The sequence below is a fragment of the Pseudomonas canadensis genome (assembly GCF_030980095.1).
Classification (GTDB): domain Bacteria; phylum Pseudomonadota; class Gammaproteobacteria; order Pseudomonadales; family Pseudomonadaceae; genus Aquipseudomonas; species Aquipseudomonas canadensis.
The window spans coordinates 1804567-1828182 of the sequence record NZ_CP133298.1; the positions used below are offsets into that span (position 1 = coordinate 1804567).

Genomic DNA, 23616 nt, shown 5'->3' on the forward strand with positions numbered 1-23616 from the left:
TTGTAGGCGTCTGGGCGGGCCTCTTTGCGAGCAAGCCCGCTCCCACATTCGACCGAGTTTCTTCAGGCTGTACGCGGTCAACTGTGGGAGCGGGCTTGCCCGCGAAGAGGCCATCAGCAACACCAACTCTTTCAGCTCTGCTCACTTTCATACCGGTCCAACGTGTCACTGGCGATTTCCCGCCCGAGCGCGATCAGCTCCGGCGCTTTGTAGAACTCGAAAAACCGACAGACCCGCTTCGGTACGTTGATCAGCACGTCGGGTGGGTAGCCGGCAATCTTGTACTGCGCCAGCGACGTCTGCATCACCTCGAAGCTCTGGTTGATCAAATCCAGCAGTGACGCCGGGCCGACGTTATCGATGATGAACGAGCCGGTCGCTGATTTTGGTGCTCCCGGCTTTTCCGGTGCGGCGGCGGGTTGTTGGGATTCCGGCTCGGCCGACTCCAACCACGGGTTGATCTCCGCCGCTTGGGCTTCTAAGGCTTCCTGCTCCAACTTCATTAATTGTTCGGCCTGTTTGCGGCGAAATGGCAGGTGCGAGCCGAGTGATTTGGCCAGGTTATTAAAGCGGCTCTTGAAGGCGGGCGGGCGCTGGATCACCGGCAGATGGTAGTGCTTCTGGTTGGTGGCGTTGAGGTTGACCGCGATGATCAAGTCGCAATGGCTCGACACCACCGGCACGATGGGCAGCGGGTTGAGCAGGCCGCCGTCGACCAGCATGCGGTTGCCTTGCATCACCGGGGTGAACAGGCTGGGAATCGCCGCCGAGGCGCGCATGGCCTGATGCAGGCAACCTTCCTGGAACCAGATTTCCTGCTGGTTGGTCAGGTCTGTGGCGACGGCGGTGTAGGGAATGCGCAGCTCTTCGATGTTGATCTCGCCGACAATCTTGCGGATCTGCCCGAATACTTTCTCACCGCGAATCGCCCCCAGGCGAAAACTCACGTCCACCAGGCGCAGCACGTCGAGGTAATCGAGGCTTTCAATCCAGTTCCGATAATCATCCAGCTTACCGGCGGCGTAGATCCCGCCGACCACGGCTCCCATGGAACAGCCGGCGATACAAGCGATGTCGTAGCCGCGCCGCTCGATTTCTTCGATCACGCCGATGTGGGCGTAGCCCCGGGCCCCGCCGGAACCCAGCACCAAGGCAACACGCTTCTTCATGGTCCATGTCCTCCCCAAGGCAGGGTCTCACAATGCACCCATTGAGGGGGCGGCTTCAATCTTCGCGGGCGACCTGCGAAATTTTTCCAGAATAGCCACGGTGCTCGGGTATGCTCTGGTCTGTAGGTACAATCGATTTCAGGCTAAGGACAGGCACTTTTCCATGTAGGCAACGTCTACAACGTACGACTGTTTTTTTCTTTTTGAGGTGTCATCGATGAAAGCCTGGATGTGTGTACCTGTGATCATGCTGGCCCTGGCCGGTTGTGCCGGGAAGACCGCATACCGCGACAGCTGCGGCAGCCAATTGGACGCTGCCTGGAAGGAGCTGGATCTTGCCAAGGCTGAAGGCTTTGCTGGCACGGTGAGCTACTCTAAAGCCTTGTCGCTGCTGACGGGCGCCAAGACCCAGCAACAGTTTGAAGCGTTTGAAGGCTGCTCCAACAAAGCCGAGAAAGCGCGGTTCTATATTCGTGAGTCTCGCGCCGGGCGTTGACCTGCAGCAGCGAGTAGGATTTTTTATCAGGCAGTGAGGGCAGGATGTCAGCTTTGGTCGATCAGTTAGTCGCTCAGGTCATTGGCCTGGAAGTAGGGTTACTGAGCTGCCAGGCTCGCCTCGCCGCCGTCACCGACGATGAAGCCTTGCATGACCTGCGCACCACCGTGCGCCGTCTGCGCAGCTTGTTGCGCCCCTTGCGGGGGTTGCCAGGGGTGGAACAGCTTGAGTTGGCCGCCAGCACTGTCGGCCAATTGACGACGCCGCTACGTGACCGTGAGGTCCTGGCGGCGTATTTGCACCAGCATGGTCATCACGAGGCCGCCAACCGGCGCCTGCGTCTGCAATCTGAGGCCTATCGTCAGGTAGCGCAAAGCCCGGAGCTTGCGCATTTGCTGCTGATCCTAGATGCCTTTCCGCGTTTCATCCGTGCATCTGAACATCAGAGATTGCTCAAAGGCCTGCGCCCACGCATTGAAAAACGTCTGGCTAAACAATGGCAGAAACTCGGTGAGGCCTTGAAAGACCCTGATCATGACCGACACCGCCTGCGGTTGTTGATCAAGCGGGTGCGTTATGCCGCCGAAGCCTATCCCGAATTGGATAAGTTGCCGGCCAACGCGATGTCGCGCCTGAAAAAAGCCCAGGGTGCTTTAGGAGATTGGCACGATTGCTGGCAATGGTTGGTCCAGGCCGAGCATCAGGCGGACCTGCAACCTTGTGTTGCGGTGTGGCATCGCACCATGGCCAAGGCAGAAGGGCAGGCGGACCGCGTGCTGGACAAACTCAGCGCCGATTGTTTCTAAACCGGTCCGGCTTTTGGCCGGAATAGGCGCTGTACCTGGCTGGCCCGATGGTTAAGATTCCTCACCTGTTTCTTTTGATGTGAGACCGCCATGCGCTTTAGTGATTTGCTCGACGCCGCCCGCAGCAACCCGCTGGATGTCACCATCCCCGCCGAATGGGCCCAGGGCCGCGCGACCTTTGGTGGCCTGGTGGCTGCGTTACAATACGAAGCCCTGCGCGCCCAGGTGCCTGCCGATCGTCCGCTACGGTCGCTGGCTATCACCTTCGTCGGCCCTGTAGCGCCAGACGTTCCTGCCTGTTATCAAGTCGAAGTGTTGCGCGAAGGCAAGGCCGTCAGCCAATTGCTTGGCCGTGTGGTGCAGAACGGTGAAGTGGCGACACTGGTACAGGCCAGTTTCGGTGCGTCCCGCGAGTCGGAAATCGCGGTTGAAAGCGAAGCGCCGCCGGTGTTCAAACATTGGGATGAATGCCAGGAACTGCCCTATATAAAGGGCGTTACCCCCGAGTTCATGCGTCATTTGGCGATGCGCTGGAGTGTCGGCGGCTTACCCTTTACCGGCAATAAATCCCGAGACATGGGCGGTTGGGTTCGCTTACGCGGCGATGTCAAAGAAGAGCCACTGACTGAGGCGCATATCCTCGCCCTGGTTGACGCCTGGCCCCCAGCCTTGCTGCCGCACCTGAAAAAACCAGCACCCGGCAGCACCCTGACCTGGACCATCGAATTCATCCAGCCCTTGCAGGATCTGACGACCCTCGACTGGTGCCAGTATTACGTCAACATCGAACACGCCCGCGATGGCTACGGCCATGCCGCTGCCGCCCTTTGGAGCCCGGCCGGCGAGTTGATCGCCATCAGCCGCCAGACCGTGGTGGTCTTCGCCTGACCTCAATGTCGGTGGCGCTGCCGCCAGGCGCGCCACCAGCCGCCGCTTAGTACAAAGCGCGGAAAAGTCACGAACTGCTCGACCACCAGGCGCTGCACCGCATCTTTACGGTCACTGAACGGCTCACTAGCCTGGGCTTCCAGGCTATGGCCATGACGCTGCAACGCCAAGCCGGCCAGGATCCCGACCACACCCACGGCAAAACTGGCCAGGCTCAGGCTGAAAACCCCGGACACGATCAACAGAAACCCGATGATGAACAGCGGCACGGCAATCAGGTGCAACGCCAGGTTGGTCGGGTGTTGGTGGTTCTGCGGGTAGTTACGCCATTGCCAGGCGGGGAGATTGGGGTGACGTTTGCCCATGATGGTGAATCCTCTGTCCGTTGAAATAGCATGGAGAGAGTTTAGGTGGGGTTGGGGGGAGGGGCGAATTGGGGCTGGCTATTGGGGTCATAGAAGGCAATTTGTGGCAGTCACGCTCATGCCCAAATAACGCAGTCATGATCGTCCATGTGCACTAGAAACGTGAGGTCCTGATCGGTTACCCAGAATGGGTATCCGGTCGTTTCACCCAGAATCTCTGCAACGTCTTGTGCATCATGGATTTTCCATGCCCGGTATGCCGAGTCGAACACCAAGAACACCAGGTTTTCTTGACTAACCCGATGCTGTATTTCCTGCCAAAAGTTAGGGTTGTGTTCTGTGCTTTTTTCGTTCAGTTCGACTGGGTCGAGTACGTTGCTTTCTGACGTGAAGAACTTCTTAGTCAGAGAGTTAATCAAAGTTGCGAGTTCGGACGATTCTATTTTTTAGCGTGGATGTCTAAGATTTTGAATGAGCTGTCTATCTCTTTTTCAAGATGATGCATTAGGTAGCACCGCCTAGGGGTATCCTTGGGGAGTATTTATATTGGTTTTGGCTTGTTTAGAAGTAATAGTCATCCGGATCGTTAATGTAAGCATTTGGCCCGTTAAGTGAAATGAATTTTGCGTTGAATTCTATAGATGCATTTTCGCTGGTAGCTTTAAAAGTAAAGTAGTCTGTTTTTTTATTGTTTTTTACTGTAAATACCTCATGCGCAGGAGTGTTAAGGGTTTTCAGATTATCAATGTCGTTGCAAGTTACTCCAAGCCTGCACATGTTATATCCTTTTTTTTCCATTTTTCTGGCAAATTATCTGGAAATTCGGGTATGTCGAAACCTATTCCAACACACGGTTGATCATTTTCTACCCTTAATGAAAAAAGAGCTATTTTTCTAATTTCAACAGGATGGCTGAAGATTTTACTGAGAAATATACTTCCGTCTAACTCGTTCCAGTATTTTATTTTTTCTGGTGGGCGTATGTTTTTTGTTATTGATGCCATCATTCTAAAAGTTATCATCGTTTCCTTTGATGTAAATATTTGGGTCGCAAAGTGAAATCGACTGTGCTTTAAATTCGACTAAGGAGTCATTGTTGGTAGCTTGGAATAGAACGTGGTTTTGCTCTTTTGTTATTTTTACATAAAGCTTTTTGTGGGTCGGTATATTCAGTATTTTAAGATCTCTAATTTCGTAGCAGTCAATGCCAAATCTACAAACGTTGTAGCCTTTGTTCTCCCATTTTTTCGGTAGTCTATCTGGGAATTCAGGTATGTCGAAACCAACTCCTAGGCTCGGGCGGTCATTATCTATCTGTAGAGAGGTTAGAGTGATTTCGCCGATTTCAACAGGCTGGCTGAAAATCATCTCAAAAAATATATTCTTATCGAGTTCGTTCCAGTATTTCATTTTTTTCTCCTGAAGAAATAATGTGATTCAGCATCGATGAATTTGCCGTTTCGGGGTTGTTCAATTGGTCGTAAGTTGAAGTGTGTTGTTTGATCTCCAACGCCATCTGCTCTGCCGAATTTGTGCCCTGCTGAGTGATCCTGGATAAGTACTTGTGAACCATCCTCTCTTGTGAACTGATATACCCTAGTCGCTATCGGTTGGCCGGCGGCATTGAGTATTTTTTTGTTACTTTTATCAGTCATTGGTTCTATTTTGTACTGTGTCGCTCGTCCTGTTTTCGGGTGGGTAGACACATCAGGGCTTTGATTCATCGGTATATGGGCGTCCCTTTTAGCTTGCCTGAACGCCCCCTTTCGAGAAACTTCCGGGACGTCCGGTTCACTTGGAGTAGAACAAGCAGGATTTTTCTTTATCGATCCAGGGCAGTTTGCGTTTAGCCCTAAAGGATCGACCCATCCCGTCGGGTTGGGCACGTACTGGTACGCATTGATCCCACCCGCCAACTTTACCGGGTCCGGCGTCAGGTAGCGGCCAACATCCGGATTGTAGTAGCGATGACGGTTGTAGTGCAGTCCGCTTTCATGGTCGAAGTATTGGCCTTGGAAGCGCAGCGGGTTGTCGATTTTTCCTATGTCGAGGCGGCTGATTTCGCCGTATGCGCGGTAGTGGGCGGACCAGACGATTTCGCCATCGGAGGCGGTGAGTTCCTGTGGGGTGCCAAGGTGGTCGAGTTGGTAATGGTAGGGCTTGATTTCCTTCGGGCCGAAGCCTTCCAGTAAGGCCAACGGCCGGAAGGTGTCGGGTTCGTAGAGATAGCTGCGATGGCGCTCCGCGTGGTGTTCGGCGATGAGCTTGTCGCCCTGCCAGAAGAACTCGGTGGACACGCCGTCCACGGTTTTGCTGATGCGACGGCCAAACGGGTCGTAGCGATAGCTGGCGGTCTGGCCGTTGGGTTGGGTGATGCCGATCAAGCGGTGCTGGCAGTCGTAGCGGTATTCGGTGACGAGTTGATGGCCTTTGCCGCGTCGTTCGCGGATGAGGTTGCCGAAGGCGTCGTAGTCGTAATGGTTGTCGCCTTGGATCATCAGGCGGTTGCCGGCCACGATGTCGGGGCCGGGGCGGTTTTGCATGAGCAGGTTGCCGGCCGGGTCGTGGCCGAAGCGTTCTTGCTCGCCTTGGGAGTGGTCGGCGCGGGTGAGGCGGTTTAGCGGGTCGTAGTGGTAGTGCTGTTCGCCTTTGCGGGTGTCGAGCAGGCGGGTGAGGTTGCCGGATTTGTCGTAGTCGTATTGGCGTTGGTAAAGCGTGTGTTGCTGTTGGGTAACGGCGTGGGCGTGCAGGCGTTGTTGATCGTCGTAGTGGTAGTGGCTGATCAGTTGGCCTTGTTGGCGTTGGTGTTCCTGGCCGGCTTTGAACAGGTGGGAGGTAAGGGTTTCACTGTTCAGTTCGACGGTGGCGAGGTGGCCGCCTTTGCCGTGGTTGAACGCCACCCGATTGTTGTCGGGCAGGCGCAGGTTTTGCAGGTGGCCGCAGGCGTCGTAGCCATAGCGCAGCGTGCCCCAGCCTTGGTGTTCGGCGGTGAGGCGGTTTTGGCTGTCGTACTCGTAGGCCAACGCCCAGTGGCCATCTTCGACGCTTAAGAGATTGCCCTGACGGTCGTAGGCGTAATCGACCAGGTTGCCGTCGGGCAGGGTTTTTCTTACGAGTCGTCCGGCGTAGTCGCGCTCGTAACGGGTAACTAACTGACTGCCATCATCGCCATGCTCGGTCTTTTCCTGCAGGTTGCCGTTGAGGTCGTAGAGGTAAGCTGTGCGCTGGCCATCAAAGCCGATTTCTTGCTGGATCAGGCCGTTGCTGTGGTACTGGAGCCGGTAGGTCTCGCCCACCTCATTTTCGATCTCGGTCAGCAATAACCGCACATTGTCGTAACGGTATTTGACCTGGGTGCCATCAGCGTTGATGCGGCGGCTGATCAGGTGCAGGCCGTCTGCGTATTCGTAGCGGGTGACGTGGCCGAGCTCATCGCGCTCGGAGGTGATTTTTCCGTAAGCGTTGTAGCTGTATTCCCGTGTGGCACCGCCGGGCTGAGTCAGTTTCAGCAAGCGGCCTGCGGCGTCCCATTGATACTGGGTCAGCGCGCCATGTTCATCCTCGTGGACAACCTGTTGCCCCAGATCGTCATAGCGATAACGCTTGACTCCGCCATTCGGCAACTGTTCCTCAAGCAATTGCCCACGCTCATTCCAAACCAGCCGATGACAGCTGTGGTCCGGCAGCCAAACCTGCGTCAGTTGCCCGCGTTTGTTGTAGCTGTACTCAGTCGAATGGCCGTCAGGATCGGTCCTACGCGTAACGTCGCCCTGGTCATTACGCTCATACTTCCAAACCGACTGACCCCGCCTTACAACCCGTACGAACCCGTTGTCATGCTCGTAGGTCGTCGGCTCATCATCCCCAGGAAACACCGCCACCAAACGTCCGGCTTCGTCGTACTGGTAGGCTGTGATCGCCCCCAACGGATCTTGCTCAACCGTCAGCCGGCCTTTCTCATCGTAGGATTTGAAGTGCTCAGCACCGTCAGGATCCACCCGCTGCACCAGCCGCGCCCGCTGGTCATGCACATAGACTTCCTGGCTGCCATCGGCGTTAAACACCGTGACCTGCCCGTTATCGTCCCAGGCATAGCGTGTGTCCATCTGCGAAAAACTGGCCCAATGCCGGACACATCGCGCCGCCTTACCAGACCTTTCCCACTCCCAAAAGAAACTCGCGCCACCGGCCAAGCCACGCTCAAGAATGACGTGTTGCTCGTCGTACCGATAAACCTCGCTTTCGCCTACCGCATTGGTCGCAGAAACCAACCGACCCGTCGCGTCATAGGCGTAGGAAACAACGTTCTGCTCCGTCACCCAGACAAACGGACCGTCATCGACGGCCCGCTCAATCTGGTAGTCCACCGCCACAATGCGACCCAACGCATAGCGCAAAAACAACGAGCGCCCGACGCCGTTATCCAGCCGCTCAATCTGCCCCAGATAATTCCGGGAAATGCGCAACCGGTTGTCATACGCATCGCTGATCGCCGTCAGCACACCGTCGCGAAAATGGTAGAAGCGCGCCCCTTGCGACAGGACTAACTCATCGGGCAACGACCCCAAGTAGATCGCCGCTTCGGCCAGGCTGTTGGTAATCGCCGGTCGAGAGTCAGAAGGCAGGGGCAGGGTAGTCGACCGATTCTCATGATCCGTCCACACCACCGAATCCCCGGAAACACTCAGCCGATGCGCCAGCGAGTGACTCCAGCCAAACCCCAACCCACAATCCACTTCCACCGCGCTGGTGCGATACAACCGGGTCCACTCAAACGGCAAGATCCCATCCAGCGCGCCATCGGTGAGCGTCAGCAACTCCTCGCCCGTGACCATCGACACCGGGCAGCCGTTAGTGGCCGTCTTGTCCGACGACGCCGCCGCATCCCCAGCCGGATTCTTCCCAACAGCAGGCGCATCATCCACATGTTCCTGGCGCACCAACACCGTCCGCTGGGACTTGTCCCGCACCACCGGCACCGCGTTGGAAACCACCTGATCCCCAGCCTTCAACGGCACATCCGGAACCGTCCGAATCGGCGTCGCCGAGCTACCCAACAACATGGGCTTGGCCGTTTCGACATGCACGTCCAACCGAGGCCCGACCAACTGATCGGCCAACATCGCCAGCCACTTGCGCACCCGACCCGACTTGATATGCCCCAACACCTGCATACCCAGCCGAACCTGCACGCCCATGCCCCGTGTCGCCCAGATCAAAAACAGATTGATCAGAATCTCGCCGGTAATCTCGCCCACCAGTTCATACATATCCGGCGGCGGTAGCATGCGTGTCCAGGCGACCATTGCCGACAGATAGATGAACAGCAGCGGCTCATCGCTGAGCACCAGCAGGCCATGGGCGATGGCGTCCTTGCCCAGTTTCAGTAGCTCGTCCAGCTCGACCTGGGTGATGTACTTCAGCAACTTCTCGCTATTGGCCTCGAGGTCCGCCAACAGGTCGTACAGCTGTGTGACGTTATCCCAGAGGTTATAGAGCGCCTTGCCAATCCCACCCGCCAACGCCACGCCTTGCATCGCACTGCGCTCGAACGGCGTGGCGTTGGCGAAGTCCTTCCATCGCGGTTTGAAGGTCTTCGTCCATTCATCACGCAAACGCTCTTCCAGCCCGGCGATCACCGACTGATAAGACGCATACAGCGCTTTGACATGTGCCTTGGAAACGTTGGGGTAAAAAGTGATCTGGTAACGCTGGTCGCGGATGCAATCGTTGACTTCAAGAATGCCGCTGGCGTCGATGGTTCGACGGATAGGGTCTCCGAATGGCGTGCCGTCCGACCCGATGGTTTGCAGCATCACCGGCGTATTGCCGATGGGCACAAACCGCGTACTTTCAAACATATGCACCAGGGTCAACGAGCCCTGGGCCTTGCAAACGGCCACGGTGCGATTGGGTTTTTTGGAAGACGCGGGAGCGACGAGGGAAACTTCCTGGCCGACCTTGAACACCTGCTCCACGTCCAGCGCCGAGCCGCTCCAGAAGCTCTCGGCCCATTCGTCAAATGAGCTCAAGCACGCGCTGAAGTCACGAAAGACGCTTTCCACGTCCGGCTTTTCGGCATTCATGGGTGACAGGACGAACTGCGCGATAACCGGAATCATGAAACGACCCCATTGGGTGGGGCACTGATAGAAAGGTGCATCGGCGGTCCCTCGCGCTGATTGGTCAGGCGAGAGACTTTGGAGAGGTTGGCTGAGAAAAGAAGTCGGCGTTATTCGCCGGGAGGGCTAGGAAGTTTCGCCAAAACTTCGGGCAAACCGAGGCTATGTTGTAGGCGGTGGATTACAGGGTGAACAGTCCTACAGCTTCAACTGCCCAATCGCTTTGCTCAACTCCCCGGCCAGGGTGGCCAGTTCATTGCTGGTGGTCGCCGAGTCAACGGTCTGTTGCACGGTGTTCTCTGTTACGTCGCGAATGCTGACGACCGCGCGGTTCATTTCTTCGGCTACGTGGCTTTGCTGTTCGGCGGCGACAGCGATCTGGGTGTTGCTTTCGCGCATCTGCGCCACGGCACCGGTGATTTCGGCGAGGGCGGCGCCCGCTTCCTGGGCCTGCTGCACGCAGTCGTCGGCCTTGAACGAGCTTTCCTGCATGAAGTCCACCGCGTCGCGGGTGCCGGCTTGCAGGGCCGAGACCATGCGGGTGATTTCGTCGGTGGAACTTTGCACGCGCTTGGCCAGGTTGCGCACTTCGTCGGCGACCACGGCAAAGCCACGGCCCATTTCCCCGGCGCGGGCGGCCTCGATGGCGGCGTTGAGGGCGAGCAGGTTGGTTTGCTCGGCGATGCTGTGGATCACGCTGACCACGCCGTTGATTTTCTGGCTGTCCTCGGCAAGCTTCTGAATCATTTCGGCGGTTTGTTGCACACCGGTGGACAGGCCGGCAATCGAACGTTGCACGCGGGTGACCACTTCCTGGCCGCTACCGGCAAGGGTGTCGGCGGTCTGGGACAGATCCCTTGTGGCGCCTGCGTGCTGGGCAATGTGATAAACCGTTGCAGTCATTTCGTTGATGGCGGTGGCGGCCTGGTCGGTTTCGCTTTGCTGGCCGAGCATGCCGTGTTGCACCTCGTTCATGCTGCTGGCGAGGCGCGCGGCGCCGTCGTCCAGCTGTTGGGCAGTACGCGCTACGGTGCTGACCACTCTCTGGTAGCCGGCCTGCATTGCGTTGAACGCGCTGGCCATCTGGCCGACTTCGTCCTTGCACGCCAAAGGCACGCGGGCCGACAGGTCGCCGGTTTTCTCTACGTGCAGCATCACGTCCTTGAGAGTGTTGAGTTGGCTGAGCAGGAAGCGGATCAGCAATTGCGAGGCACCGAGCATCGCCAGCATCAGGATCATGACCGCCACCGCATAGTTGGCGAAGCGCTCTTCGAACACCTGGCTCAGGCTGGGCGCGTAGGCAAGGACGGCAGCATATTGACCATCAGGGCGGGCGACGACTTCGGCGCCCATCAGCGGGTTCTCGCCGAACACAGGCATGTGATTGAGCTCGATCCAGCCCGTGGCGCTGCCAAGGGCTGACAGATCCTGGTCGGCCAGTTGTGGGACTTGGCCGCGTTTGAACGTCAGCCAGTGCTCGCCCTTGGGCAGCGCTTCCCCAGCCGGCCAGGCGCCAAGCAGCCGCGCTTGTGCCTGCGCCGAGGCGTGGGAGGCTGTGCTGCGCGCCTGTTGTTCAAGCTGCACGGCATACAGCACCAGCAGTAGGGTCGTAATGAACGCGACCGCGTTGACGGCCCAGAATTTATATTTCAGCGAGATATTGCTAAGCCAGGCACCCATGGAAGGTTTTCTCTGATAGCGGAAACAGCATTGGCAAGGTGCCATTATTGTGCCGCTATTCAGGGAGACGGTTTTGACGTGGGTCAATGCGCCGCATCAAACCACTTCAGGCAGCCCAAAGAAGCGGCGGGCGCATGCCGTGCTGTTACGGGCGAGGTCTTCCATGCTTTCGTTGCGGTGCAGGGCGACTTCGCGCAGGACTTCCGGCAGATATGCCGGCTCATTCCGGCCATTTTTCGGCTTGGGGCGCAGGGTGCGCGGCAGCAGATAGGGGGCGTCGCTCTCCAGCATCAGACGGTCACGGGGAATTTCCCTGACCAGTGGATGCAGGTGTGTCCCACGGCGTTCGTCGCAAATCCAGCCGGTGATGCCGATGTACAAGTCGAGGTCGAGGTAGCTGAACAACGCCGCCTGTTCACCGGTGAAGCAATGCACCACGGCGGCGGTGAGGTGGTCGCGGTAGTCCTTGAGAATTTCCAGCAGGCGCTGGTTGGCGTCACGTTCGTGGAGAAACACCGGCAATTTCAGCTCGACGGCCAGGGCCAAGTGTTCTTCCAGGACTTTTTCCTGCTGCGGGCGCGGGGAAAAGTCCCGGTTGAAGTCCAGCCCGCATTCACCCACCGCACGCACGCGGCTTTCGCTGAGCAAAGCGCGCAGACGCTGGGCGCTGTCGCCGTTCCAGTCGCTGGCGGAGTGGGGGTGGATACCGGCGGTGCTGAACAGGCGTTGGCCGCTGTCATCGAGTTTTTCGCACAACGCCAGGGCCTGTTCGCTGCCCTCGATGCTGGTGCCGGTGAGCACTAATTGCTGTACGCCGGCAGCATAGGCGCGGTCGAGTACCGCTTGGTGCTTCTCGTCGAAACTGGGGTTGGTCAGGTTGACGCCGATATCAATGAGTTGCATGGTGCTATCTCCGCCTGCGGCCGGAAAGCATATCAGAGCTGTAGATTTATAAGAAAAACGAAGAACTACAACGAGTTATAGCTGTCTTTGAACGTCGCAAGTGACATTGTGGTCGGCCAGCCGCCTTTCACCCTGCCACCGTTGCGCGCCTTGCCAGCGCATAAAGCGCTCTGTTTCTGACTCCCACCGCCTCGTTTTTCGCGAGGGCGTTGGCCAGTATTCTTTTCCGGAGAGCGGATGATCCGACCCTCGGCGTTGCTTATGTTGTGCCTGACGTTGCTGCTGCCCATGGCGGCGGTCGCGCGTCTGGACGGGCCGCTGGAAGTCACCAAGCCCAGCAAGGTTCGCGACCTGGCGGAGATTCGCTCCAGCCGCACCCTGCGCGTATTGGTCAACCAGAGCCGTAACAGTTCCGGCGAGGTCCAGGGCCAGGCTATTGGTGTCGAATACCATCGCCTGCGCGCTTTCGAGCAATACCTCAATGGTCATGCCCGCGATGGCCAGGAAATCAACCTCAAGATCATTCCCAAGGCCAAGGACCAGTTGCTCGGCGCGCTGGCCCGTGGCGAAGGCGACCTAGTGGCGCCGGGTGAATTGCTCGATGTGAAGGCTGCGCACAAGATCAGCGCCAGCGACCCGATTGTCAGCGATGTACCGCTCTGGCTGGTGGGTGTGAAGGGCGAGCGGCGGTTTACCAAATTGGAACAACTGTCCGGTCGCACCCTGGCATTGACCACCGGCAGCGCGGCGGCGGACGCCATCAGCCAGGTCAACCAGAAACTGGCCCTGCACAAGCAACCGCCGGTGAAAGTGGAGTGGGTGGACCCGACACTGGCGGTGGAAGACGTACTGGAAATGGTCCAGGCCGGCATTTTTCACCTGACGATTGTTGAAAAGCCGATTGCTGAACGCTGGTCGAAAATCCTGCCCAAGTTGCGCTTCGATAAGCAGGTGGCGATCAGCGAGCCGGGCGACGAGTACTGGTTCGTGCGCCAGGATGCCTCAATGCTGCGGGCCAGTATTGATCGATTCCTCAAGACCTACCGGACGCCTTCCGACCAGGATGTGGCTTTCCAACGTATCTACCGTCGCCTCTATCAAGTACGCAATCCACTGGCCCGCGTCGACCGTCAGCGCCTGGAAAAACTGCGCCCGGTGTTGCAAAAGCACGCCCGTGAGCAGGGCATGGATTGGCTGAACCTGGCGGCACTCGCTTTCAAAGAGTCGGCGCTTGATCCTGGCGCCCGCAACAGTGGCGGTCCCACCGGCCTGATGCAGATCACGCCCTCGGCAGCGCAGCGAGTGGGAGTCAACAATATCGAGAGCCTCGACAGTAACGTGCAGGCGGGCGCGCGCTACTTGGCGATGATCCGCCGCAAGTTCTTCGCCAGCCCCAAGCTCAACGAGCGCGAGCGCATGGCGTTCGTGCTGGCGGCCTACAACATGGGGCCGGAGCGGGTGCAGGGTATGCGCACCGAAGCCAAGCGCCGGGGGCTGAACCCCAATCAGTGGTTCTTCCAGGTTGAGCGTATTGCCATGGAGCAGGTAGGGATGGGCGGCGTCAGCTATGTTAATAGCGTCAACAAGTACTATTTGGCGTTCGATCGGGAGCGGGAGTCTCTGGAGCCGCCAACGCCGAAAATCGCCTCACGGAAGTAATCGATTTTATCGATGTTAATCAGGCATTTTTTCGGCTTTTATCATTGCCTAAACTGATTAATATAGCGGCCAACCAACCCCTACTTAGAAAAGGATTATCACGATGAGCCCACTGATCAAAAGCATCCTGTCCACCCGCGCCGGTTACGGCCTGACCATTCTGCGCATCGTTGTCGGCATAATCTTTGCCGCCCACGGTTCGCAAAAACTCTTTGGCTGGTTTGGCGGCTACGGCCTGGCGGGTACTGCCCAGTGGATGGAAAGCATTGGCCTGGCGCCAGGCACCCTGATGGCATTGCTGTCGGGCGGCACCGAATTCTTTGCTGGTTTGGCTTTGATCATCGGCCTGCTGGCCCGGCCTGCGGCATTGGGCCTGACCATTCTGTCGCTGGTGGCGATCTTCTCGGTGCACATCCATAACGGCCTGTTCATGGCCAACAACGGTTATGAGTTCGCCCTGGCCTTGCTCGGTGGCTCGCTGGCGGTACTGCTGGAAGGTGCCGGCAAGCTGTCTGCGGATCGCGTCATCGCCAACTGATCCCCGTAGAACCTTCAAGAGGCCCGCCCTGTGCGGGCTTTTTGCTGATCGGGATTCTTGACACCGCCCCACCGGCTTCTCTAGGATGCCGCTCATGCGCCGATTTAAACAGCTAATTGCGGGGCGCCATGGGTGATCGTTATCGGTCCCGACAGAAGCATGTTCCATGCTTCGAAATTCCGCTAAAGCGCTGGTTCGGTGTTGCCTCTCACCTGCCCGCAGACTTTTGAGGCAGAGACACGACACGATGAATGCACTACGCCCCCTGATACGCCTGGCCCCGATCACCGCGGACCTCACTCAACGCAATCCTAAAATTCTCTTGGGCGGCAAACACCAGCCGACGCTGTTGCGCTACCTGGACGGCTGGCCGCGTCGTACGGGCCGACCATCCGCGTTCCTGATCCAGTTTGTCGAAGATGGCGATTCTCTTGCGCGGTTTGCCAGCAACAGTTTTGACCTTGCGGTTATCCAGGCGCCCAGTGCTGGCGACGCCGATGAGGTCATCCGTCAGTTGACTCGCATTGCCCGGCAAGGGCTGATCGCCCGTCGTTGAGCGTTCAGTGAATGAGGTTGCCGGCTTTCAGCCGGCGACGGCGTTGGCCCAGAAAGACCAGCCAGGCGATCAGGCATAAGGTCACGGGTATCGCAAAGGTCACCGTCAGTTTTATAACCCACTCCAATCGACGCACCTGGGCATAGGCTTCGTGCTCCAGGGTATGCAGTTCCATGGGCAAGCGCAGACGTTCCTTGTTGAGTGCCTGCAGCTGAGTGGTGGTGTCCACTGGCTGGGTGCCAAGGGCGGTTGTCCACGGACTAAGCCGCTGCCATTCCTGCTCAGTGCGTTGCAGGCGCCGCTCCAGCTCGCCGGCTTTCAGACGATAGGCCTGTTTCGCGACGTTGCGCATGCGCTCCAACCTGTTTGGCGACGTTTCCTGAGGCGCGCGCGGGCGAATGGCGGCGAGTGTGTCGGGGACGGACAGATTGTCGAGGGTATTCAAGACAAACAGCGCGTTGCCGTCGGGCGCCGAATCGTTGACCTTATCCATGAGCATGTCCGTATCGGCAACCACTACACCATGAATCTGTGCCGCTTTCTGCAAACCGGGCGGCTGCCCCTTGATGCCATCGGGAAACACCGAATAGCTCGGCCCCTCGATACGCGCAGCAATCACATGCTGTCGTTCCTGCTTCGATGCCTCTTCAATCAATGCGTCGATCGCAGCCGCGCTTGTGAGGCCATTAACGTCCAACAGGACAGACTGTTCGGAACTGTGCAGGAGCGGGGTGAAGGTCGTGCGGCTCTTGCTCAAGGGGGAGAGGGCGCCACTGCTCGATACCGTCACCCTGCTGAGGTTCCATGTGCTGATGTCATGGGTGTTCATTGCCTGGCGAGGCAGGTTCAATCGGACCTGATTGGGCGCACCCTGTGTCTCCCTTGGCGTGTAGACGTCGTCCACCACCAGCTGGTCCGCCGGCATCTGGATACCCCAGGCGGCCAGTAACTCGCTCAGCCGAGTGTTGCCTGAAGGGAGGTTTGGGCGTTGTTCAGTCAAAGGGTCGATAAACATCATCAACCTGCCGCCCTTCAATACAAATTGTTCAATGGCATACACAGTTCGCTCAGGCAACACCTGAGGATGCACGACCATCAGTGTTTTGATCTGCTGGGGGACGGATGCGGCAGCCGGTTCCAGATTGACCAGGTCGAATTCCTGCTGCAGTTCCTGCAACAGCCGGCTTGCGGATTTGTCCATCGCTAATCCCGACAATAGCGCGATGACCGGGCGCTCGGGGTGCTGCAATTTATACAGCAGATGGCCGATTTCATACTCAAGCAAGGGCTCCTGGTCGAGGCTGAAGGAGCCAATACGTCGTACACCGTGACCAACACGGGTGCCGATAAGGCCGAGAAACCCAGCATTGTCGTCTAGCCCGGACAGTCGGGCCTTGTAGGCATCCTCCGAAAAAGGGGCCGGCTCAATAAGGTGCAGGTTAATCATGCCGTTGGCCGTTTTCTCGTACTCCTTGAGCAGGTCTTCAATACGCTTGCTGTAGCGTTGCACCGCGTATCTTCTTTTCGGGTCGTTGCTGGAGTTGAAGTAATACAAGTCCACTGGGTCTTCCAGCGTAGTGAGCAGCTGTTTTACCGCAGGCGCGAAGGTATGAATTTTGTGTTCAGAAAGATCCCACCGTATATCAGGAAGTTTGCCTATCCAAACCAGGTTGAACGCCAGGAAAAGCAGGAAGGTGACGGCGAGTGTCATGCTGGTGCGCAGCGAGGACCGCATTGAGGATTTCCCTTCTCAGCTGTGTGTATAGTTGAGTTTGACTATCGTCGCAGTGAGAAAGGCGAGGATCATACTGATGAAGTAAAGCGTGTCACGAAGTGTGAGTTTCCCATCATCAATGCTGCTGAATCGCATAGTAGGGCTGAGGGCGGCCAAGCTGTCGATCAATCCGATAGGCGCTTGATGTTCAAGTGAGTCCAAGATGGAAGAAAGACCACTGGCTGTCAGAAGCAGGCCCAGGGTCAGTACGAAGATAACTGTGCGCTGGCGTACAAGCGTACAGATAAAACAACCGACCGACAGATAACTGCCCGCCAGCAACCAACTTGCGAAAAATTGCGAAGCAATAACACTGTTATCGATCTTGCCCAAGTAATTGGCAATGATGACGAGAGGAAGCATCAGCAATAGGGCTGTGCCTACCACCAGCCAGGCAGCGAGGAATTTTCCAATCACCCATTCATAGGTAGTGATGGGCATGGTTTTCATCAGCCCGAGAAACCCTGCACTGCACTCATCCGCCCAGAGTCGCGTGGCCAAGGCGGGAATCAGCAATAAGTACAACCAGGGGTGAAATTGGAAGAATACCTGCAAGTCACTGCTGTTCTGTTCCGGCCACGGGCTCACGTATCTTGCCAATGTCACTGACAGGATGAGAAAGGCGGCAATGTGCAGGTAAGTACTGGGTGTGCAGGCATAGCTGGCGAGCTGGCGCTTTAAAATGATGGGCAGTAGTTTCAAAGGGGCGCCTCCTGGCTCAGGTGGTGGACCACATCATTCAGGCGACCTGGTTCCAGGCTCAATGAGTTGATTTTCCAGCGGCGACTGGCAATCAGCGTGTTGATATGGGGATAGATGGTGTGCCCCGGCATGGCGAGTACCGTCACTGTACCGGGTGCATGTCGATGCTCTTCGATGCCAGCCACGCCGGGCAGTACGGCCAAGGCCAGCAGATCCAGTGGAGTGTCCGCGGCCAGGGTCACTGCCTGGAAATGACGTGAGTCGCGTTGTAGATCGGGCAGTGGGGTGTCGGCGACCAGGCGACCGCCCGCGATGACGAGTGCGCGTTTGCACAACTCGGACAGTTCATCGCAGTGACGAGAGGCGATGATCACTGTCATTTCTTGCGTCAATGACTGGATAAGTGCCCTGAAGGAATGCTTCTGTTCAGGTGCGAGCCCTTCGGTTGGCTCATCCAGCAGCAACAAGGCAGGGTTATGCAGGACGGCCTGGGCGATGGCGACTTTGCGTTTCCAGCCGATGGAGAGGGCATCGAGGGGGGCATCGAGCACCGGAAACAGATCCAGTCGCGCGACAGCCTGCTCCAGCCGCGCGCGTTTTTCGGCGCCGTGGAAGCCGCGAACGGCGGCGATGAATCCAAGGAACACTTTGACGGACATCGTGGGATGGCCAAGGTCCATGGACAGTTGATAGCCAACGAGTTGCTTTGCTTTAAGTGCACGGGTTTGGATATCCAAACCCTGGATGTTTATATAACCGCTGGACGGCTGCGTTGAACCTGCCATTAGGTCGAGCAGAGTTGTTTTGGCCCTATGATCCTTTCCGAACAATCCCAGGCATTCTTGTTGATTGGCGCTGAATGAAAGGTCGCTGAGTATAGTTGTGTTACCCGTGTGTTTTGTCAGATTGCTTATTTCGATCATTTTTTTACCGAAAAAGTTTGGCATGACGTAGGGGGCGTTAAAAAAGGGTACGGGTAATGGCCGTTTTTGGGAACGCCGATAACTCTTAATAAGAGAAGTCCTACGCGCCAGTTGGGCAGGCCGCTGAAACAATGTGATAGGTTGCGGAATGTCAAATTTTTGAATGTTTATCTGTTATTTAGATAAATTTCTGCCCTGCTCAGTGAGGTCTAATAGCATGATGCTGCTACGTACCCTTGTTCTTGAACGCGATGGCCAAGATGCTCCGGTTAACGGTGCATTGCTCTGTGGCTTTGCCATAGGTCAGACGGCCTCCAACTTTCTTGTCTATAGTCTGGATGAGGAAGTTGAACCGGAAAGTTCCAGGGTTTATATCGCCTCGTTACGTAAGAAAGTTGACCGATACTTCCTGGGTGGAGTTGAGTCAAGAGAAGATTTGCAGTTGGCATTGCATGTGTTTAAGCAAATTCTGACGTTGGCCGCTTCGGGGATGAAGGCGGGCGGAGTGACGGAAACCCAGGTGCCCTATCATTTTGTCGATTTGAAAGGTTGCAAGCTGCCGCCTGCCAGGCCCGAGGACCATCATTCGGTAATCATCAAGAAGGCGCTGGTGATGAAATTGATCACCCTGGGCATGTCTGCGCCGACACTGCCGGCGATTGAAAACGCCTCAGTGATCGTGCCGTCCATTCGTTTCTCGTCGCAAATGACCTCTCCTCCTGCTAGACGGGGCAGCGCATCCGAGACTCCCCATATGCCTGTGGATGAACATCCCGTTGAGGAGATTCGACAGAGGCCTGTCGAAGCGCCCATCGTCAGGGCGCACGCCTCACCCGCTATCCAGCCTGAACTCGATGTACCTGCGCCACCGAAGCGCTCGCCAGCCGCGGACCACAGCACGTTGTTCGAAGTGGACAGCACGTTGACCAACCTTGCCCGTGTAGCCCAAGAGTTGACCCAGCAAAAACTCGCGGCAATCGAACGGGAGACGGCACTTGAGGAATGGCAGGCGCGATTGCAGCAGGAGCAAGGCCAGTTGGAAGAGAAGGTTCGAGCACTGGAGCAGCGCATCACTCAACTGCAAGAACAGTCGCTCGCGGTCAGCCAGAGAACAGAGTCTTTGAAGGTGATGACGTCGCACGTGTCGGGCTTGCGACAGAACCTGCGGGGCATTCTGCTTGAGCTGGACCAGGTGTTGGATAACTAGACTGGTCTGGCTACTTTCACGGGTTCATTTATCATCAACGCCAGCCAGCCGAAGGCCAGGTTTGAAATCCGGGCGTATCGGCACCTGTGGACACTGCCTGGGGATGTGAGCGTTTGAGTACCAAGCTGATTACCAAAGAAGGTCATGAAGCGCTGAAGAAGGAGCTGGATTACCTGTGGCGCGAAAAGCGCCCGGACACCACGCGCAAAGTGACCTGGGCGGCCTCGCTGGGAGATCGCAGCGAAAACGCCGATTACCAGTACAACAAGAAACTGTTGCGTGAGATCGACCGTCGCGTGCGTTACCTGCGCAAGCGCCTGGAAGACATGCGGGTGGTGGAGTACATGCCCGAGCAAGAGGGCAAGGTGTTCTTCGGCGCCTGGGTGGACATCGAGAACGAGCAAGGTGAGACCAAACGTTTTCGCATCGTCGGATATGACGAAATTTATGATCGCATGGACTACATCTCCATCGACTCACCCATGGCCCGCGCGTTGTTGCGCAAGGAAGTAGACGATGAGGCCATCGTGCAGACCCCGGGTGGAGAAGTGTGCTGGTGGATCACCGGCATCGAGTATGTGAAGTGAGCAAAATCGGTCCGCGTTCAGTGATGAACGCGGACCGACTGTTTCATCCTTCGCGTAGCACGGTCAGCGGGCTGGCGTTGAGTGCGCGGCGAGTGCCGAATACACCGGCACCGCCGATCAATACGGCACCGATTACCGGCAGCAACAACAGCCACGGATGAGGCTGCCAAGCCAGGTCAAACGCATAGCGATACAGTACAAAGGTCACCAGTTCGGTCCCCAGCGCTGCGAGCAGGCCACTCACGGCACCCAGCAAACCGAACTCAATACGCCTGGCCTTGACCAGCAGCTTGCGTTCCGCGCCCAGTGCACGTAACAGCGCCCCTTGGCGGATACGCTCATCGAGGGTGGCTTGGAGGCCGGAGAACAGCACCGCCATCCCCGCCGCCAAGACAAACAGCAGTACGTATTCCACCGCCAGGGTCACTTGGGCGAGGATGCTGCGCAATTGTTCCAAGAGTGCTTCGACTTGCAGGATGGTCACCGCCGGGAAAGCACGGGACAGGTCGACGATCTGCTGGTCGTGCCCAGGCGCCAGGTAAAAGCTGGTCAGGTAGGTGGCGGGCAGGTCCTTCAAGGTGCCTGGTTGGAAAATCATGAAGAAGTTGGGCTGGAAGTTATCCCAGTTGATGGTCCGCAGGCTGGTCACCCGCGCTTCACGGTTTTCGCCGCCTACCGTGAACACCAGGTGATCATCGAGTTTGAGCTTGAGGCTTTGCGCCACCTTGGCCTCGACCGATACGCCGGGGATTTCATCGGTGGGTTGCTGTGACCACCACGAACCGGCGGTCAGGGCGTTGCCTGGTGGCAGGTCGGCAGCCCAGGTCAGGCTCAGGTCACGTTGTACCGCGCGATCGCCGCTGGAGTCCTTGCTGACGATTTCCTGCACGGGCTCGCCATTGATACTGATCAAGCGACCTGGCACCACCGGATACAACGGCGCGGACTGTGCCTGCAGTTCCAGCAGGCGGGCGCCGAACGCGTCCTTGTCGGCCGGCAGGATATTCAAGGCGAAATAGTTGGGAGCGTCCTTGGGCAGTTGGTTTTGCCAGGTGTCGAGCAGCTCGCCACGCAGCAGGGCGATCAAGCCCATGGAGAGCAGGATCAAACCGAATGCCAGGGATTGACCGGCTGCCGCCAGTGGATGACGCAACAGTTGGCCCAGGCCCAGTCGCCACGGCAACGAGGCGCGCGCCAGCAAGCGACGCAGGCTTTGCAACAGCAGCAGGAGCAGGCCGCCGAGTACCAGCGCAGCCACCACGCCGCCGCCGAGCAGGGCGAAGGTCAGCACCAGGTCGAGGCTCAGGCGCCACATGATCAGGCCCAAGGCAAACAGCGCCGCGCCATAGACCATCCAGGTACTGGAAGGGATCGGCAGCAGGTCGCGCCGCAAGACCCGCAGCGGTGGCACGCGACCCAGCGCAGCCAGGGGCGGTAGGGCGAAGCCGGCGAGGGCGACCAGCCCGGTGCCGATCCCGGCGATTGCCGGTAGCAGCCCGCCGGGAGGTACGTCTGCCGGCAGCAGGTCATGGAGGAAATAGAACAGGCCAAACTGCGCCAGCCAGCCGAGCAGGGCGCCGGTGAGGCTCGCCAGCAGTCCCAGTACGCTCAGTTGCAGGCTGAACAGCAACATGGCTTCACGTCGCGACAATCCCAGGCAACGCAGCAAGGCACTGGCGTCGAAGCGTCGGGTGGCGAAGCGATTGGCCGACAGCGCCACGGCCACACCGGCCAACAGCACTGCCACCAGGCTGGCCATGTTCAGGTAACGCTCGGCCTTGCCCAAGGCACCGCCGATCTGCTGGTTGCCGTCCCGCGAGTCCTGCAAGCGTTGGTTTGCGGCGAGCCCCGGCTTGACCAGGTCACGATAGGTTTGCAGCACGGTGCTGCCCTGTGGCCCGCGCCACAGTTCGCGATAACTCACGCGGCTGCCGGGCTGCACCACACCGGTGGCGTCCAAGTCTGCCAGATTGATCATCACCCTCGGTGTGAGGCTGTAGAAGTTGCCGGCACGGTCCGGCTCGTAGGTCAGCACGCGGGCCAGGCGCAGTGTCTTCATGCCCACATCGATGCTGTCGCCGACCTTGAGGTCCAGTGCCGTCAGCAGTCGCGCTTCCACCCAGGCTTCGCCGGGTTTCGGTCCGCCGCCTGGAGTTTCATCACCAAAGGGCGCAGCCGCGCTTTTCAGTTCGCCACGCAGCGGGTACTGCTCGTTGACCGCCTTGATGCTGGAGAGCTGGATGCCGTTATCGGTGGCAATGACGCTGGAAAATTCCACGACGCGGGCGTGATCCAGGCCCAGTTCAGTGCCTGAGCGGATTTGCTCTGGCCGTGCTGGCGAGCTGCCTTCAAGTACCAGGTCGGCGCCGAGGAACTCGGTGGCGCGCAACAGCATCGCACCATTGAGGCGCGCACCGAAATAGCCGATGGCGGTGCTGGCGGCCACGGCCACCAGCAAGGCGAAGAACAACACGCGCAATTCGCCGGCGCGGGCGTCGCGCAGCAGTTGGCGCATGGCAAGGCTGAACAGGCGCAATAGCGGCAAACGTGCCATCAAGGCTCCAGGGGCGCGACCATCAGGCCGGCTTCAAGGCGGATCAGGCGTCGGCAACGATGGGCCAGGCGCTCGTCGTGGGTGACCAGCACCAAGGTCGTGCCGCTCTCTTTGTTGAGTTCGAACAACAGGTCGCTGATGCGCTCGCCGGTGTGGCTGTCGAGGTTGCCGGTGGGTTCATCGGCAAACAGCACGTCCGGCTCCGCGGCAAAGGCGCGGGCAATGGCTACCCGTTGTTGCTCGCCACCGGAGAGTTGGCGTGGCGAGTGAGTCAGGCGTTGGCCCAGCCCGACACGCTCCAGCAGGTGCCGGGCGCGTTCGCGGGCATCTTTGCGGCCGTCCAGCTCCAGCGGCAGCATGACGTTTTCCAGGGCGTTGAGGCTGTCGAGCAGTTGGAAGGACTGGAACACGAACCCTACGTGCTCGGCACGGATGCGCGCGCGCTGGTCTTCGTCGAGGGTACTGAGCGCCTGTCCAGCCAGGGTGACTTCGCCGCTACTGGGCAGGTCGAGGCCGGCCAGCAGGCCGAGGAGGGTGGATTTGCCGGAGCCGGAGCTGCCGACGATAGCCAGGCTATCGCCCTTGTTCAGTTCCAGGCTCAGTTCGTGCAGGATAGTCAGTTCACCTTCCGCGCTGGGAACCACTTTGCTAAGGTTCCGCGCGGTGAGAATGCTTGCGCCCATGGAG

At 58.1% G+C, this 23616-nt stretch carries 20 protein-coding genes; 8 read left to right on the forward strand and 12 right to left on the reverse strand.

What is annotated here, in order from left to right:
• Nucleotides 1-131 precede the first annotated feature (131 nt).
• Nucleotides 132-1169, reverse strand: coding sequence for a patatin-like phospholipase family protein (locus RB216_RS08415; protein WP_028619502.1), 1038 nt, complete (start codon nucleotides 1167-1169; stop codon nucleotides 132-134).
• Between the two features lie 217 nt (nucleotides 1170-1386).
• Between RB216_RS08415 and RB216_RS08420 the strand changes: the two genes are divergently transcribed.
• From RB216_RS08420 to RB216_RS08430, 3 genes are all read left to right on the forward strand, one after another.
• Nucleotides 1387-1665: a hypothetical protein gene (locus RB216_RS08420; protein ID WP_003172685.1), complete on the forward strand. Its 279-nt coding sequence runs from the start codon at nucleotides 1387-1389 to the stop codon at nucleotides 1663-1665.
• Between the two features lie 44 nt (nucleotides 1666-1709).
• Complete coding sequence (locus RB216_RS08425) at nucleotides 1710-2471, forward strand: CHAD domain-containing protein (protein ID WP_028619503.1); 762 nt, start codon at nucleotides 1710-1712, stop codon at nucleotides 2469-2471.
• A gap of 90 nt (nucleotides 2472-2561) precedes the next feature.
• Nucleotides 2562-3359 (forward strand): acyl-CoA thioesterase, encoded by a 798-nt coding sequence (locus RB216_RS08430; RefSeq protein WP_028619504.1) that lies wholly within the window; start codon nucleotides 2562-2564, stop codon nucleotides 3357-3359.
• A gap of 2 nt (nucleotides 3360-3361) precedes the next feature.
• On the opposite strand, the gene RB216_RS08435 is transcribed toward RB216_RS08430, so the two are convergent.
• From RB216_RS08435 to RB216_RS08460, 6 genes are all read right to left on the reverse strand, one after another.
• Nucleotides 3362-3724: an Mpo1-like protein gene (locus RB216_RS08435; protein ID WP_010566540.1), complete on the reverse strand. Its 363-nt coding sequence runs from the start codon at nucleotides 3722-3724 to the stop codon at nucleotides 3362-3364.
• A gap of 758 nt (nucleotides 3725-4482) precedes the next feature.
• Nucleotides 4483-4731, reverse strand: a complete 249-nt coding sequence (locus RB216_RS08440) for an Imm50 family immunity protein (protein ID WP_308908557.1) — start codon at nucleotides 4729-4731, stop codon at nucleotides 4483-4485.
• Between the two features lies 1 nt (nucleotide 4732).
• Nucleotides 4733-5134 (reverse strand): Imm50 family immunity protein, encoded by a 402-nt coding sequence (locus RB216_RS08445; RefSeq protein WP_236320216.1) that lies wholly within the window; start codon nucleotides 5132-5134, stop codon nucleotides 4733-4735.
• On the reverse strand, nucleotides 5131-9846 hold the full coding sequence (locus RB216_RS08450; RefSeq protein ID WP_308908558.1) for an RHS repeat-associated core domain-containing protein: 4716 nt from the start codon (nucleotides 9844-9846) through the stop codon (nucleotides 5131-5133). The genes RB216_RS08445 and RB216_RS08450 overlap by 4 nt, the downstream gene beginning before the upstream one ends.
• Nucleotides 9847-10044: 198 nt before the next feature.
• Nucleotides 10045-11526, reverse strand: a complete 1482-nt coding sequence (locus RB216_RS08455; protein ID WP_308908559.1) for a methyl-accepting chemotaxis protein — start codon at nucleotides 11524-11526, stop codon at nucleotides 10045-10047.
• A 96-nt stretch (nucleotides 11527-11622) separates the two neighbouring features.
• Nucleotides 11623-12429, reverse strand: a complete 807-nt coding sequence (locus RB216_RS08460; RefSeq protein WP_028615627.1) for a TatD family hydrolase — start codon at nucleotides 12427-12429, stop codon at nucleotides 11623-11625.
• Nucleotides 12430-12666: 237 nt separating this feature from the next.
• Here RB216_RS08460 and RB216_RS08465 point away from each other — a divergent pair, with 237 nt between their 5' ends.
• The 3 genes from RB216_RS08465 to RB216_RS08475 all read left to right on the forward strand — a co-directional run bounded on the left by RB216_RS08465 (nucleotide 12667) and on the right by RB216_RS08475 (nucleotide 15182).
• The gene (locus RB216_RS08465) at nucleotides 12667-14088 is read left to right on the forward strand and encodes an MltF family protein (RefSeq protein ID WP_028615628.1); all 1422 of its coding nucleotides are present in this window, start codon (nucleotides 12667-12669) and stop codon (nucleotides 14086-14088) included.
• A gap of 103 nt (nucleotides 14089-14191) precedes the next feature.
• Nucleotides 14192-14626: a DoxX family protein gene (locus RB216_RS08470; protein WP_308908560.1), complete on the forward strand. Its 435-nt coding sequence runs from the start codon at nucleotides 14192-14194 to the stop codon at nucleotides 14624-14626.
• 247 nt (nucleotides 14627-14873) lie between these two features.
• Nucleotides 14874-15182, forward strand: a complete 309-nt coding sequence (locus tag RB216_RS08475) for a hypothetical protein (RefSeq protein ID WP_016975361.1) — start codon at nucleotides 14874-14876, stop codon at nucleotides 15180-15182.
• A 4-nt stretch (nucleotides 15183-15186) separates the two neighbouring features.
• Here RB216_RS08475 and RB216_RS08480 read toward each other — a convergent pair whose 3' ends face one another.
• The 3 genes from RB216_RS08480 to RB216_RS08490 are packed head-to-tail and all read right to left on the reverse strand — an operon-like array spanning nucleotide 15187 to nucleotide 18581.
• Nucleotides 15187-16917, reverse strand: a complete 1731-nt coding sequence (locus RB216_RS08480) for a Gldg family protein (RefSeq protein WP_308908561.1) — start codon at nucleotides 16915-16917, stop codon at nucleotides 15187-15189.
• A 15-nt stretch (nucleotides 16918-16932) separates the two neighbouring features.
• Nucleotides 16933-17658 carry an ABC-2 transporter permease gene (locus RB216_RS08485; RefSeq protein ID WP_305384283.1) on the reverse strand — a complete coding sequence of 242 codons (726 nt, stop codon included), beginning with the start codon at nucleotides 17656-17658 and terminating at the stop codon, nucleotides 16933-16935.
• Nucleotides 17655-18581, reverse strand: a complete 927-nt coding sequence (locus RB216_RS08490) for an ABC transporter ATP-binding protein (RefSeq protein WP_028615632.1) — start codon at nucleotides 18579-18581, stop codon at nucleotides 17655-17657. Before RB216_RS08490 ends, RB216_RS08485 begins: the two co-directional genes overlap by 4 nt.
• Nucleotides 18582-18798: 217 nt before the next feature.
• Here RB216_RS08490 and RB216_RS08495 point away from each other — a divergent pair, with 217 nt between their 5' ends.
• Together RB216_RS08495 and greB are read left to right on the forward strand one after the other, a co-directional pair.
• Nucleotides 18799-19788 carry a hypothetical protein gene (locus RB216_RS08495; protein WP_308908562.1) on the forward strand — a complete coding sequence of 330 codons (990 nt, stop codon included), beginning with the start codon at nucleotides 18799-18801 and terminating at the stop codon, nucleotides 19786-19788.
• 113 nt (nucleotides 19789-19901) lie between these two features.
• On the forward strand, nucleotides 19902-20375 hold the full coding sequence (gene greB, locus RB216_RS08500; protein WP_016972352.1) for a transcription elongation factor GreB: 474 nt from the start codon (nucleotides 19902-19904) through the stop codon (nucleotides 20373-20375).
• A gap of 43 nt (nucleotides 20376-20418) precedes the next feature.
• Here greB and RB216_RS08505 read toward each other — a convergent pair whose 3' ends face one another.
• Nucleotides 20419-22929 (reverse strand): ABC transporter permease, encoded by a 2511-nt coding sequence (locus tag RB216_RS08505; protein WP_028615634.1) that lies wholly within the window; start codon nucleotides 22927-22929, stop codon nucleotides 20419-20421.
• The gene (locus tag RB216_RS08510) at nucleotides 22929-23612 is read right to left on the reverse strand and encodes an ABC transporter ATP-binding protein (RefSeq protein ID WP_005786391.1); all 684 of its coding nucleotides are present in this window, start codon (nucleotides 23610-23612) and stop codon (nucleotides 22929-22931) included. Before RB216_RS08510 ends, RB216_RS08505 begins: the two co-directional genes overlap by 1 nt.
• Nucleotides 23613-23616: the final 4 nt, after the last annotated feature.